A 13,369-nucleotide genomic window follows, 5' to 3' on the forward strand; every position below is an offset into this window, starting at 1 on the left:
GCCCATTTCAAAAAAACGCTGTCGCCACAAGTCGGATCGTTACGACTTCTAGCAACAGCGCTCTAGTGTCTTCTTACTTTTTATAGAAAAACGGTTTTCCGATGGTTTCGACTATACTGGGTGCCAATGCGTAGAGTCTGCTTGTCAGACCTGTAATTTTTGGCAAGTTTACTTCGCGTCTAGGTCGCTCGATAGTTTCCATGACAGCGCGTACGACTGTGTCAACCGTTAGTAACTGGCTGCCCATTGCTTGTTTATAGCCGCCGGTGACGTCTGCTAGCTCGATAAATGGTGTATCGATTGGTCCTGGATGGATGACGGATACGTCGACGTTATAAGGCGCGACTTCCATACGCACGGCGTTTGTATAGCCGATCAGTGCGTGTTTTGTTGCGGCATAGACGGATGTTTTCGGTGTGGCTACTTTTCCTGCTTGTGAACCGATATAGAGTAAGTGACCGTACTTGCGTTCGATCATTGCCGGTACTACACGAGCAGTCAGTTGCATCGGCACGAGGACATTTGTCTCAAGCATCGCCAGCGTGTCTTCATCGGTCGTCTCTTGTGCTAGATGGAACTTCCCTACGCCAGCAGAAAATACGATGAGGTCCGGTGTGCCAATGCGAGAAACTAGCCAATCTAGCTGCTTCGTATCTCGTAGGTCGGCACAGTATCCTTCTACGCCAAGTATGCGTAACTCTTCTAATGCTTTTGCATTGCGCCCTGTTGCGATGACACGATACTCGTTCAATGCTGCCAAGCGCTTCGCCAGTTCACATCCAATTCCACTCGTCGCTCCTGTGATCAGAACGGTTTTAGATGCGGACATAGTGATGAACTCCTGCTGAATCGGCAGTTTCTGATATTAATTCTGCCGCCACTAGATAATCCAGTTGCCCAATTGTTTCAGACAACGTCAGTCCCAATTCTTTCTCATAGACTGCTGGGAACAATAGCTTCGTCACGTCAAAGACTGTTTTCGATTCATCCAGCATCGCGAGAACTTTCATAGCTCGGTCGCGCTGCTTCGCTAAGCGTTCCGTTATGAGCGCATGTGCATTCGTAATCTCTCCGCCGTGACCTCCGTAGACGAGTGACACCGGTAAATCCAATAAACGTTCTAGCGATGCATTGTATTGAAGCAATGACTTCGGACGTCCTTGTTCTTTCTTAAATGGCGGCTCAATTAATGGATTGGATGACACTTTCTCCAGCAATAAATCGCCACCAATTAGAATGCCTTCTTGTTCATTGAACAGTGATAAATGACTTTGTGCGTGACCAAGAGACTCTTGGATTTTCCAACCTGGATGTCCTGGCAGGTCGTCACCTTCATTCATCATGCGATCAACGGGACGCCCCCCCATCATGTCGACGGATCGACGGAAGCGTTTCACCCATTTCAAATATTCCTCCGGTACGCCTTCTTCTATTAATGATTGTTCATAGAAACGATCATGACGATCCAAAAATTCGGTATCGCGTGTTAGCCAATAGTTTAAATACGGATGACCGAGAATTTCCGCGCGGTCGAACATCTCGACCAATCCACAGTGATCAGGGTGGTGATGCGTGACGAATACTTGCTCAATATCATTAAATGTATAACCCATTTCTTTTAATTTCATCTGCAATACTTCACGCGCTTCTGGCGTCTTCGTTGCTGCGTCTACCAAAGTCAGTGTGTCGCCTTTTAGTAAAAAGCAGTTCACGTCACCTACCGCGAATGGCGTAGGTGTAATTATTTTTGTGATCATATACTGTTCCCCCTATAAAATGAATGACTGTTCAGTCTATTGTACTCTTTATTTTCATGTGCGTCACGTCTTGATTGTTCAATTACCGAAAGATATTTCGCGCAAAGTGAAACCATTTTGTCCATTCTTCGTATGGTATACTACAGGAAATCGCATGATTTACATAATGATGTCGAGTTGGAGGGAAAACAATGGGATTTTTTAATATGTTCAAAAACCAATTTATCGAAGTGATCGAGTGGCAAGCACAGGATGCCCATACAGTAGTCTATCAGTTCCCCGTGCATAATAATGAAATTAAAATGGGAGCAGAGCTAACGGTCCGAGAGTCGCAAGTCGCAGTCTTCGTCAATGAAGGAGAAATTGCGGACGTATTCGGTCCAGGGCGTCATATTTTGTACACGCAAAATATGCCCATTCTAACGAAGTTGAAGTCATGGAAGTACGGCTTTGATTCACCATTTAAAGCGGAAGTATATTTTATTAATACGAAGCAGTTCATCAATCAAAAATGGGGCACGTCGAACCCCATTATGATGCGTGATCCGGATTTTGGCATGATCCGTCTTCGTGGGTACGGAATTTATTCGTATCGCGTGTCAGACCCTACTGTATTCTTGCGGGAGTTATTTGGAACGAACAGTTCGTACGACACGAACGCCATTGAAGGTCATTTAAAGAAAATGATTATTTCCGGATTATCCGATTTATTCGCAGAGTCTCAAATACCCGCACTGGATCTATCAATGCATTACGACGAATTAAGTGAACAAGGCAAAGAGAAGATGATCTCTCGTTTCGCTGCATTCGGTTTCGAGATCACGTCACTTTATATCGAGAACTTGTCATTACCAAAAGAAGTCGAAGAAGCGATGGACAAGCGTACGTCTATGGGCGTACTCGGCAATATGCAGCAGTACCAGCAATATCAAGCAGCTGAAGCGATGCGTGACGCTGCACAGAATGAAGGCGGCATGGCGGGCGCAGGTATTGGCATGGGAGCGGGTATGGGCATGGGTCAAGTTATGGCAAATGCGATGAATCAGAATCATGCACAGCAGCCCCAAGCACAAGTCGCAACGAAATCTTGCCCGCATTGTCAGGCCACGATCAACGCCGACGCCAAATTCTGCGGTCAGTGCGGAAAGTCTGTTGAAACCGATAAAGTACCATGCGTGAAGTGTGAAACTATGATTCCAAAAGGCGCCAAGTTCTGCAGCGGCTGCGGTACATCTCAAGTCACCGAGAAAATTTGTCCTGCTTGCTCACATGCCAATCTGCCAGCTGCAAAATTCTGCGCAGAATGTGGTGAGACGTTAGACGAAAAGTGAGGGATGGACGTTGACTTCATTCGATGAACAACACAAAGTCGTAGAAGATACTGAAAACATTAAATGCCCTTCTTGTGGCGGTAACACGGAATATAATCCAGAATCACGTGGCTTAAAATGTCCTTTTTGTAGCCATGAAATGCCAATTGAAGCGACGTTCGACCATCATGTAGAACTCGATTTCAAGGAGGCTGGAAATAATCTTCAACACATCTGGAATGAAGAGAAACGCGTTTTCTCCTGTAGCAACTGCGGAGCGGAATCGGTACTGGACGCACATATCGTCGCGGACTTCTGTTCGTTTTGCGGATCTTCTCACATATCCGTGACGAATCACGATGCCGGGATCCAACCCGGGTTATTGATTCCGTTTCAAGTTTCTGAGGAACAAGCACAAATAAAGTTCAAAGACTGGATCAAGGGACACTTTTTCGCACCGAATACATTGAAGAAAACATATCGAATGAATAAAATTTCCGGTGCCTACTTGCCGTACTGGACGTATGACAGTCAGACACAGTCACACTATGTCGTACGTGTCGGGAATTATTATTATGTCACTGAAACTCGGACGGTTTACGAGGACGGTAAGGCTAGACAAGTGACCGAGCAAGTACGGAAAGTCCGCTGGCATCAGGAAAGCGGTAATTATCGGGAATTCTTTGATGATATTCTAATTAAAGCCTCTAACACAGTTGAAACGAAACTATTGCAGAAAGTACAGCCATTCCAATTAACTGGTCTCACCGATTATAAAGTGGAATACATGTCCGGCTTTCTTGCTGAGCGCTATTCTGTTTCGTTACAACAAGGGTTTACGCAGGCAAAAGACGTCATGACGAGAGAAATTGTCAACGGGATCGAAGGCAGCGTAGCGGGAGATATCGTACAGGTAGTCAACGTTTCAACAGATTATACCGATATTACATATAAACATATTTTATTGCCTATTTGGATTTCCTCTTTTCATTTCAAGGAAAAAGTCTATCAATTCATCGTCAATGGACAAACGGGAAAAGTGACCGGAAATTATCCGTTAAGTGTGATGAAGATTGTTTCGTTGGTGATCTCGATTCTAATCGTGATATTCATCGTCTACTTGTTCATCGACAGCTAACGACAGTTTGACAATTCACATAGTACATGACATAATCATGAAAATAGTATGGAACGGGCATTGAGGAAGATCAGTAGATGGGTGATGGATAGAAGAGAGCATGGCCGAGGCTGCAAGTCATGTATCCCACTCCCCTTTCGAACCTCCTTCCGAGCTGTCGTGGAAACACGACCGTACCTTCTGCGATAAAGAAGACTTGAAGTTGTGCTGTAGCAAACAGCAAATTTAGGTGGCACCGCGGAAACCGAGCGTTTTCGTCCTGAAAGACAGGACGGGAGCGCTTTTTTATTTTGGGGAGGATGTTGGACATGGAAAAAATTTTATTTGTAGGCGCTGGACAAATGGCAGAAGCCATTATTGCGGGGATTATTAAGAAACGAGTTATATATGAGGACAATGTCTATGTGATGAATCGTTCAGATACCGAACGGTTAGACGAACTGGAGTCGCGCTACGGGATTACGAAAGTGTGCGAAGACAGGGATTTCATTAAAAAAGTCGACTTAGTTGTGCTCGCGACAAAGCCGAAAGATGTAGAGAAAGTGATGGAGGATATCGCACCCTACCTCGGAGAAAATACAACAGTTCTTTCCGTCATTGCTGGAATTTCCATCGCTACATTTGAAAAAGGTCTAGGTAAACGTCCGATTGCACGCTCGATGCCGAACACGTCCGCGACAATCGGAAAATCAGCGAGCGGGATTGCGTTTAATGATGCCGTTTCAGAAAGAATGCAACAGTCGATTTTAAGCTTGCTGAATGCAATCGGTATCGTCAAAGTCGTCGAAGAAGATGATTTACATGCTGTAACCGCCCTTTCAGGTAGTGGTCCTGCATATATCTATTATTTAGTAGAAGCGATGGAAGAAGCAGCGGTTGCGCAAGGTCTAGATGCAGCCGATGCACGTGAATTAATCGTTCAAACAATCTACGGTGCGGCATCCATGCTAAAGAAGACCGGCGAAGAGCCTAGTATATTGCGCGAAAATGTGACGAGCCCTGGTGGAACAACAGCAGCGGGTCTGCAGTCACTAGAAGATCACAACTTCAAGACTATTATTTCGGACTGCTTGATCCGGGCGGAAAAACGTTCGCGTCAACTAGGTTCTTCAAAATAAAAAACTAAGCATCCAATGGTTCCCTTCAAGAGAGCCAAACTCGGATGCTTAGTTTTTTAGTAACTTGATTAATTCTCCATGTTTCCACTGAAAACGCGCGAAATCATCTGCAATCGAAATGGCATCAAATATCTCGGTACCTTCTTCTAAGAAAGCCGGCATTTCACCTGGCATGAAGCGTGCGCTAATATGGTTCACAATGAGGTTTTTCGCGTTCGCTTCTTTGGCAACGGTTGCTGCTTCTACAATAGTAGAATGACCAAATTCTTTCGCGCCTGCTGCGTACTCATCCGTGAACGTCGCTTCATGGATCAAAATATCAGCGTCTTGCGCCAATTCAACCGAAGCTTGGCAGTACGACGTATCCCCAATGACTGTAATAATGAAGCCTTTTTTCTTATCTGTCGTAACATCTTGACTATAAACCATCTGCCCATTGTCGAGTTCTACGTCAAAGCCGTCTTTCAAGCGCTGCAACATAGGCCCTTTTGGAACACCTTGCTCTATCGCTTTATCGACCAATAACGTACCAGGCAACTCTTTCTGTTCAATACGGAAGCCGAAACTCTGCACGACGTGTTGAACTTCTTTGGCGTAGACTTTGAATTCCTCTGTTTCGAGAATCAAACCGTCATGGATTTCATGCACGTTCAACTTGTAAGGTAAATAGGTTCCCGTCATTTTATAGGTGTGCTGCAACCATTCTTTCAAGCCAGCAGGACCGTATAGATCGACGGGGTCATCTCCACCTAAAAATGCGCGTGAGCTGAGAAAGCCAGGTAGTCCGAAAATATGATCGCCGTGCAGATGCGTAATGAAGATTTTCGTAATCTTCTTCGGCTTAATGGCGCTGTATAGTAATTGATGCTGTGTCGCTTCACCGCAATCGAATAACCAATTTTCTTTATTCTCGTCTGTCAAATCCACAACGAGTGCTGACGTATTGCGCTGTTTCGATGGCATCCCTGCACCTGTGCCAAGAAATTCAATATCCACATGCATTGCCTCCTTGCTATTTCTTCGTAAATCCTTTTTTAATAATACCATCTCCGAAACGTTGTGTCAGACTCGACATCAACTGATCCATTTCATATTCCTTTTCTTGTTGCTCAAAATTATCAAATGTTAGTTGCTTGACCATTTCAGACCGTTCGATGACATTCGCTGCCGTGATGCCTAGCAAGCGAATGGGCTCATGGTTCCAGTGTTGCTGAAATAATTGAAGCGCTACATCTGTAATATCTTTCTCAAGATAGACCGCTTGTTGGAGCGTTCTGCTTCTCGTCGTGTTTTGCCAGTCGGCATAGCGAATTTGAATGCTAATTGTCATTCCGGCCAACAGTTTCGTTTCCAGTCGAGCTGCTACCTTTTTCGCAAGTCGTTCAAATATCGGAACACAATCTTCAAGTTCCGTTAGATCAACAGGCAATGTGGTAGAACTGCCAATACTTTTACGTTCGTCTGCACTTTCAGGGTCGACAGGACGTGTATCGATTCCGTTTGCTCGTTGTTTAAGGCGCAAACCATTTTTTCCAAGCAGTGCTTCCAACGTGATTTTTTCAGCAGTGGCCAAATCGCCCATCGTTTTAATGTCTGCGCTATGCAATTTCTCTTCCGTCCGCTTGCCGATGCCATGCATTTCAATGACTGGTAACGGCCACAGCATTTTTGGCACTTCACGTTTTCGTAAAATGGTAATGCCCATTGGCTTTTTCATATCAGAAGCGGTTTTCGCAAGAAACTTATTCGGTGCAATTCCTATCGAACACGGTAGATCGAGTTCTGCTAAAATGCGCAACTGGATTTCCCGGGCTAAATCGTACGCACGTGTCAACCCGCCAATATCGGTCGTATCGATATACGCTTCATCAATTGAAACAGGTTCGACCCATTCCGTATAACTTCGCAAAATATCAAAAACAGAATCAGACATTTGCCGATATAGTTCATGCCGTGGTGGAACAATCGTTAATTTCGGACATAGTCGTTTAGCTTCTCCTACCGTCATAGTCGTGTAGACACCGAATGCCCTTGCCTCATATGAACAGGTTACGAGAATTCCTCTTCGTTCTTTCGGGTTGCCTGCGACTGCAAGAGGGATTCCTTTTAATTCAGGATTCGCAGCCTGTTCAACCGAGGCAAAGAAGCTGTTCATATCAAGATGCATAATGACCCGTGGATTAGCGATGATCAGATCCGTCATGTAAACACCTTTCTTTCCTCGGAAATAATTATGTAATAGGAAAAAGCGGCAAACCGAATTCAGTCTGCCACTCTTTCCATTTTATCAAATGTATGTTCTTTTTGCCTACTAATTTGATTGGTGCTGTTCTTTCATATAACTGGATATTTCATCCATGCCATGAAGTGAATCCGCCATGATATTTGGATCGATGACAGTCACTACACGGTCAACAAGATTCGCTACTGTTACGAAGTAAGGCGTTTTAGAATACGCTTTTAGTGCAGTAGACGTTAAGCGATCTTCTGGCAATTCGAGAATCTCCCTTGCGTCTACCACTAATAAACCGACTTCCAACTGATCTGTTTTCACAACCACTACATGGGATTCAATATCCCGAGGTGTTGCCTGATGATACAAAATCTGACTTAAATCCAGAATAGGCACGAGTTCGCCACGCGATTTCATCAGTCCGAGTAAGTATTTAGGAAGATGAGGAATTGGTGTGACGTACTCGAGTTTCTCGATGGATATCACCGATTCTACTGGTAGTGCATATTCTTCGTTGCCCGTCTGCACAATCACAGTTTGCATAGTTATACCTTCTTTCAGGCTCTTTGTTAAGACTGTTACACCGTGCGGATTGCTTGACCGACAATCTCAAGTATTAATTCCGTCAGCTTTTCCAACTCTTTCACCGGCATACGTTCGTTCTTCGTATGAATCTCTTCATAACCAACAGACAACGTCACAGTAGGAACTCCCATGCCGTTGAAGACGTTGCCGTCACTTCCTCCGCCACTCGTCATGATCTTCGGTTCACGTCCTACGTTGCGGATTGACTTCATCGCAACTTGCACGACTTCTTCGTCATCTCCGATTGAAAAACCAGGATACATAAGTTGTGTTGTAGTTTCGGCTTTACCACCTAAAGATTCAGAAGTCGTTGCAAATTTTTCTACCATCAAGTCTATTTGTTTTTTCATTTTATCCGGATTGATCGAACGAACTTCCGATAAAATGAAAGCCTCTTCACAAACGATATTCGTTGCTTTTCCGCCTTCAAAACGACCAATATTTGCAGTCGTTTCTTCATCTATGCGGCCAAGTTTCATGCCTGCAATAGATTTAGCAGCGAGAGAAATAGCAGAAATTCCTTTTTCAGGAGCGACTCCAGCATGAGCTGTTTTTCCGTAGATCGTCGTCCATAACTTTGACTGATAAGGAGCCGCTGTAACAATACCGCCTACTTCTCCGTCGCTATCGATCGCAAAGCCATATTTCGCTTGTAAATAATCCGGATTCATCGCTTTTGCGCCTACTAATCCGCTTTCTTCACCAGCAGTAATTATGAACTGAATCGGACCGTGTGGCTTGTCTGACTCTTGGATCACTTTCGCCATCTCGAGTAGAGCAGCAATTCCCGCTTTATCGTCAGCACCTAAAATTGTTGTACCGTCACTGTAGACATAGCCGTCTTCTTTGACGATTGGCTGAATCGATTGTCCTGGAACGACCGTATCCATATGACATGTAAAGAAGATCGGATCCGCGTCAGCCACTGTACTCGGCAAGTTGGCAATTAAATTACCTGCACCGTGTCCTGTCTTTTCAGCTGTGTCGTCTTCCGTCACATCAAAGCCCAATTCCTGCAATTTCTTCGTAAGAATATCTGCAATATTTCGTTCGTTTTTAGTTTCAGAATCAATTTTTACTAACTCCAAGAATTCTTGAAGTAATCGTTGTCTATTCAAGATGTAAGACTCCTTTATTTATAGAGGTATGTTGCCGTGCTTTTTCTTCGGACGATCTTCGTGCTTATTGCGCATCATTTCAAGTCCTTGAAGCAACTTGATACGAGTTTCGCGTGGATCAATTACGTCATCTATCATGCCGTGTGAAGCTGCAACATATGGATTCGCAAACTTTTCACGGTATTCTTCGATTTTCGCTGCACGAGTTGCTTCCGGATCTTCACTTTTCGCAATATCGCGTGCGAAAATGATGTTCGCTGCACCTTCAGCACCCATAACAGCCACTTCTGCGTTTGGCCAAGCGAAGACTAAGTCTGCACCGATTGATTTAGAGTTCAGAGCAACATATGCGCCACCGAAAGCTTTACGCAAGATCAATGTGATTTTTGGTACAGTTGCTTCCGAATATGCATAGAGGATCTTCGCCCCGTGACGAATGATGCCACCATGCTCTTGCTTGATACCAGGGAAGAAGCCTGTAACGTCTTCAAATGTAATCAATGGAATATTGAATGAGTCACATGTACGGATGAAACGTGCGATTTTATCAGATGAGTTAATGTCTAGTCCACCCGCCATTACTTTCGGCTGGTTACATACAAATCCTACTGTTTCACCTTTCATGCGCGCATAACCAACTACTGCGTTCTTTGCGAATTCAGGTTGGATTTCGAAGAATGAACCTTCATCCACTACTTGCTCCAACACTTTTCGTACGTCATATGGACGAATTGTTTCGTAAGGTACCGTATCTGCCAAATCTTCACGATAATCATCTTGCTCGTCGTATGGCTGAATCGGTGTTTTTTCTGTGTTGTTCTGTGGTAGATATGTTAAGAGATCGCGAGTTTTTTGCAATACTTCCTCTTCACTTGCGCCACGAAGATGTGCGTTACCACTGATCGTGTTATGAACTTTTGCTCCCCCCAAGTCTTCGGAAGTAATTTTCTCGCCTGTTACTGTTTCAATAACTTTTGGTCCCGTAATGAACATTTGGCTCGTTTTATCCGTCATAATCACGAAGTCTGTGATTGCTGGTGAATACACCGCGCCACCTGCACAAGGCCCGAGGATAACGGAAATTTGTGGAATCACTCCGGAATAGATTGCGTTACGGTAGAAAATCTCACCGTATCCATCAAGCGATAATACACCCTCTTGGATACGTGCGCCACCTGAATCGTTTAGACCGATGAATGGTGCACCGTTTTTCGCAGCCAAATCCATAACATTGGCAATTTTCATTGCGTGCATTTCACCTAAAGCTCCACCAAATACCGTGAAGTCTTGGGAGAATAAATAGATAGGACGACCGTGGATTTTACCGTAACCTGTTACGACACCGTCGCCAGGTCCTTCTAGCTTGTCCATGCCGAAATCACGTGTACGATGAACAACGAACGGATTCAACTCTACGAATGTACCTTCATCAAGTAGGATCTCAATACGTTCACGTGCAGTCAATTTACCTTTTTCGTGCTGCTTCATGATTCGCTCATCGCCGCCACCCAACTCGATTTCGCGCTTTTTGTCGTAAAGTTCATTAATTTTATCGTAAATGTTCATCTATTATTCCCCCTTAGTCTTTTCACATAATTCATAAAGCACACCATATGATGATTTCGGATGCAAGAAGGCAACTTCTGCTCCCCCAGCACCTGGTTTTGGTTCATCTGAAAGTAGTTGAACGCCTTTTTCTTCCAATTCCTTCATTCTTGAACGAATATCCGTTACACCGAAAGCGATATGGTGAACCCCTTCACCGCGTTTTTCAATAAACTTCGCAATGGGACTTGTCTCCGTCATTGGTTCAAGCAATTCGATCTTGACATTATGTGCATCAATGAACGCCACTTTAACCCCTTGGCTAGCGACTTCTTCAATAGCGATGACTGTCAAACCGAGTGTTTCTATGTAATAGTTAATGGATTCATCTATACTTTTTACAGCAATCCCTATATGATCTACCTTGTTCATAGCACATTCCCCTTTTAATACGATTCTACTATCCGAACATATAACAGCCATTCTAGTTGTGAAAATCCTTATTTCTGTTAAAATAGAAACAAACCAATTCCAACGCGTAAGGAGCTTTGCTGCATGAGTAATAAAAAAATTCAAAAAACAATTGTTTACTTGATGATTGTCGCCATGATTGCATCTACCATGTTCATGGGTCTCAGCATGTTCTTCTAATTCTTAATGACAGTTCGCATATTTTCATATGCGAACTGTTTTTTATTGCCTTCTAGCTACATGCGCCAGTCTCTCGGATCGCTTCGGTCCTGACTCAAAAGGCAAGTTCGTCCTTTTGCTTCAGGCCCTACAGCGTCTGTCGAGACTAGACGGCGCATTTCGCTTTAGTTTCATCTAGCTACATGCGCCAGTCTCTCGGATCGCTTCGGTCCTGATTCAAAAGGTAAGTTCATCCTTTTGCTTCAGGCCCTACAGCGTCTGTCGAGACTAGACGGCGCATTTCGCTTTAGTTTGTTACAGCTCTTCGCAGTGCTCTTCAAATTGTTCCTGAAGATTTACAACGACAGACATTGGGTCATGTCCTTCGATTTCAAAACGTCCTACTTCACCGATTAGTTTGCCGTCTTTTAGCAAAGCGAATGATGGAGAAGATGGGATGTGGTCTTCACCGAAGTGCATACGTGCTTGTGCAGTTGCTTCTTTGTCTTGTCCAGCAAATACTGTTACCAAGTGGTCAGGACGCTTATCATAATGTACTGCGTGCGCAGCTGCTGGGCGAGCAATTCCGCCAGCACATCCACAAACCGAGTTCACCATTACTAACGTCGTACCCGGCTGCTTGAATGCTTCCTCTACGTCCTCAGGTGTTTGCAATTGCTTGTAGCCGCTCGCTTCCATTTCGGATCTCGCTTGGTTTGTCATATCGTTCATGTAAAAATCAAAGTTCATAGTCATTTTACAGGATCTCCTCTCTTATACCGTATAATTGTGATAGCCTATTCAGTTCCGCTATGACACTTCCCTGATAATTAATTGACTATCCTCTTCAATCATAGCATATCCCTACACGAATTAAGAAGAAAACAATCGGTCAATTGCTCCGGTTACCGTTAAATGTCCGTCTAACAATTCTTCCTCAAGTGCCTTCACTTGCGTTTTTCGTCCTTGCTCCGAGAAAAATGAATCAATCAAGTGGTCTCGGATCATCGCATGGAACCAATCGCGTGTCTGGTGCTGACGTCTCGTGTCCCAATGATTCTTTTCTTTCATTTCTTTTTCGAATTCTAAAACCGTTTCCCATACCGCTTCCAAGCCGGTATTTTCTATAGAAGAAACCGGTTGTACTTTCGACGTCCACTCGGGTGAAGCAGGTTGGAGCATGTGCATGATGCGTGTATATTCGCGCACCGTTTTTTTGACGAGCGGCTTATTGGCACCATCATTCTTATGCACGACAATACCGTCCGTCAGCTCCATGATCCCCTTTTTCATTCCTTGCAGTTCGTCTCCGGCCCCAGTCAACACAAGTAATAAGAAATAATCGACCATCCCACGGACAATCGTTTCACCTTGGCCAACCCCAACCGTTTCAATCAAAATGACATCATAGCCCGCGGCTTCGCAAAGTAGCATCGTTTCGCGCGATTTCTTATGCACGCCACCAAGTGTTCCCGCTGACGGAGAAGGACGGATAAAAGCATTCTTATGCCGTGCCAACTCCTCCATACGGGTCTTGTCACCTAAGATACTTCCGCCGGTCAGTGTAGAACTTGGATCAATCGCAAGTACCGCCACTTTATGGCCCATATCTGCAAGCATTAGACCGAACGCTTCGATAAATGTACTCTTTCCTGCACCGGGCACGCCTGTAATCCCAATCCGGATACAGTTACCCGTTTTCGGCAGAAGGCTAGTCAACACTTCCTGACCGACCTTCTTATCGCTAGGCTTCGTACTTTCTAGCAATGTAATACCGCGTGCCAAATACAAACGAGAGCCATTTTCTATTTCTTGCTGCAATACATCTAAATTTTTATGAGATGGATCTTTCTTAACAAAGCGTTTACGTGAAGAGGCAACAAATCCATCATGTGTGGATTCTATTCCGCGCATCACATGCATTGCTGATTCATC

The 13,369-nt window shown here is 44.4% G+C and carries 14 protein-coding genes; 4 read left to right on the top strand and 10 right to left on the bottom strand.

The genetic code is table 11. From position 1 onward, the window contains the following. Positions 1-73: 73 nt before the first annotated feature. Positions 74-829, bottom strand: coding sequence for an SDR family NAD(P)-dependent oxidoreductase (locus CSV68_RS02130; RefSeq protein ID WP_099633513.1), 756 nt, complete (start codon positions 827-829; stop codon positions 74-76). Continuing rightward, positions 816-1,757, bottom strand: a complete 942-nt coding sequence (locus CSV68_RS02135; RefSeq protein WP_099633514.1) for an MBL fold metallo-hydrolase — start codon at positions 1,755-1,757, stop codon at positions 816-818. Before CSV68_RS02135 ends, CSV68_RS02130 begins: the two co-directional genes overlap by 14 nt. A 191-nt stretch (positions 1,758-1,948) precedes the next feature. On the opposite strand from CSV68_RS02135, the gene CSV68_RS02140 reads away from it, so the two are divergent. From CSV68_RS02140 to proC, 3 genes are all read left to right on the top strand, one after another. After that, positions 1,949-3,088, top strand: coding sequence for an SPFH domain-containing protein (locus CSV68_RS02140; RefSeq protein ID WP_099633515.1), 1,140 nt, complete (start codon positions 1,949-1,951; stop codon positions 3,086-3,088). A gap of 10 nt (positions 3,089-3,098) precedes the next feature. After that, the gene (locus CSV68_RS02145; RefSeq protein WP_099633516.1) at positions 3,099-4,205 is read left to right on the top strand and encodes a TFIIB-type zinc ribbon-containing protein; all 1,107 of its coding nucleotides are present in this window, start codon (positions 3,099-3,101) and stop codon (positions 4,203-4,205) included. Between the two features lie 308 nt (positions 4,206-4,513). Beyond that, positions 4,514-5,323: a pyrroline-5-carboxylate reductase gene (proC, locus tag CSV68_RS02150; RefSeq protein ID WP_099661377.1), complete on the top strand. Its 810-nt coding sequence runs from the start codon at positions 4,514-4,516 to the stop codon at positions 5,321-5,323. A 48-nt stretch (positions 5,324-5,371) separates the two neighbouring features. Here the strand turns inward: proC and rnz are convergent, their stop codons facing one another. From rnz to mce, 6 genes are all read right to left on the bottom strand, one after another. After that, entirely contained in the window at positions 5,372-6,319 is a 948-nt protein-coding gene (rnz, locus tag CSV68_RS02155) for a ribonuclease Z (protein ID WP_099633518.1), read from the bottom strand. A gap of 16 nt (positions 6,320-6,335) precedes the next feature. Next, on the bottom strand, positions 6,336-7,526 hold the full coding sequence (locus CSV68_RS02160; RefSeq protein WP_099633519.1) for a DNA polymerase IV: 1,191 nt from the start codon (positions 7,524-7,526) through the stop codon (positions 6,336-6,338). A 108-nt stretch (positions 7,527-7,634) separates the two neighbouring features. Beyond that, positions 7,635-8,099 carry a chemotaxis protein CheW gene (locus tag CSV68_RS02165; RefSeq protein ID WP_099661378.1) on the bottom strand — a complete coding sequence of 155 codons (465 nt, stop codon included), beginning with the start codon at positions 8,097-8,099 and terminating at the stop codon, positions 7,635-7,637. A 35-nt stretch (positions 8,100-8,134) separates the two neighbouring features. After that, entirely contained in the window at positions 8,135-9,259 is a 1,125-nt protein-coding gene (locus CSV68_RS02170) for a M20/M25/M40 family metallo-hydrolase (RefSeq protein WP_099661379.1), read from the bottom strand. Between the two features lie 18 nt (positions 9,260-9,277). Further along, positions 9,278-10,825, bottom strand: coding sequence for an acyl-CoA carboxylase subunit beta (locus tag CSV68_RS02175; RefSeq protein ID WP_099633522.1), 1,548 nt, complete (start codon positions 10,823-10,825; stop codon positions 9,278-9,280). Between the two features lie 3 nt (positions 10,826-10,828). Beyond that, the gene (gene mce, locus CSV68_RS02180; RefSeq protein ID WP_099633523.1) at positions 10,829-11,236 is read right to left on the bottom strand and encodes a methylmalonyl-CoA epimerase; all 408 of its coding nucleotides are present in this window, start codon (positions 11,234-11,236) and stop codon (positions 10,829-10,831) included. A 123-nt stretch (positions 11,237-11,359) separates the two neighbouring features. Between mce and prli42 the strand changes: the two genes are divergently transcribed. Further along, positions 11,360-11,455 (top strand): stressosome-associated protein Prli42, encoded by a 96-nt coding sequence (prli42, locus tag CSV68_RS17115; RefSeq protein WP_157129905.1) that lies wholly within the window; start codon positions 11,360-11,362, stop codon positions 11,453-11,455. A 294-nt stretch (positions 11,456-11,749) separates the two neighbouring features. Here the strand turns inward: prli42 and CSV68_RS02185 are convergent, their stop codons facing one another. Further along, positions 11,750-12,190 carry a BrxA/BrxB family bacilliredoxin gene (locus CSV68_RS02185; protein WP_099633524.1) on the bottom strand — a complete coding sequence of 147 codons (441 nt, stop codon included), beginning with the start codon at positions 12,188-12,190 and terminating at the stop codon, positions 11,750-11,752. Positions 12,191-12,307: 117 nt separating this feature from the next. Further along, positions 12,308-13,357, bottom strand: coding sequence for a methylmalonyl Co-A mutase-associated GTPase MeaB (gene meaB, locus CSV68_RS02190; protein ID WP_099633607.1), 1,050 nt, complete (start codon positions 13,355-13,357; stop codon positions 12,308-12,310). Positions 13,358-13,369: the final 12 nt, after the last annotated feature.

It is taken from the genome of Sporosarcina sp. P29, assembly GCF_002743265.1.
Taxonomy (GTDB): Bacteria; Bacillota; Bacilli; order Bacillales_A; family Planococcaceae; genus Sporosarcina.

Excerpts from the sequence above, each read along its gene's own strand:
- CSV68_RS02135 (WP_099633514.1), bottom strand. The coding sequence starts at position 1,757 with ATGATCACAAAAATAATTACACCTACGCCATTCGCGGTAGGTGACGTG.
- CSV68_RS02130 (WP_099633513.1), bottom strand. The coding sequence starts at position 829 with ATGTCCGCATCTAAAACCGTTCTGATCACAGGAGCGACGAGTGGAATT.
- CSV68_RS02160 (WP_099633519.1), bottom strand. The coding sequence starts at position 7,526 with ATGACGGATCTGATCATCGCTAATCCACGGGTCATTATGCATCTTGAT.
- CSV68_RS02140 (WP_099633515.1), top strand. The coding sequence starts at position 1,949 with ATGGGATTTTTTAATATGTTCAAAAACCAATTTATCGAAGTGATCGAG.
- prli42 (WP_157129905.1), top strand. The coding sequence starts at position 11,360 with ATGAGTAATAAAAAAATTCAAAAAACAATTGTTTACTTGATGATTGTC.
- CSV68_RS02175 (WP_099633522.1), bottom strand. The coding sequence starts at position 10,825 with ATGAACATTTACGATAAAATTAATGAACTTTACGACAAAAAGCGCGAA.
- meaB (WP_099633607.1), bottom strand. The coding sequence starts at position 13,357 with ATGCATGTGATGCGCGGAATAGAATCCACACATGATGGATTTGTTGCC.
- CSV68_RS02185 (WP_099633524.1), bottom strand. The coding sequence starts at position 12,190 with ATGACTATGAACTTTGATTTTTACATGAACGATATGACAAACCAAGCG.
- proC (WP_099661377.1), top strand. The coding sequence starts at position 4,514 with ATGGAAAAAATTTTATTTGTAGGCGCTGGACAAATGGCAGAAGCCATT.
- mce (WP_099633523.1), bottom strand. The coding sequence starts at position 11,236 with ATGAACAAGGTAGATCATATAGGGATTGCTGTAAAAAGTATAGATGAA.
- CSV68_RS02165 (WP_099661378.1), bottom strand. The coding sequence starts at position 8,099 with ATGCAAACTGTGATTGTGCAGACGGGCAACGAAGAATATGCACTACCA.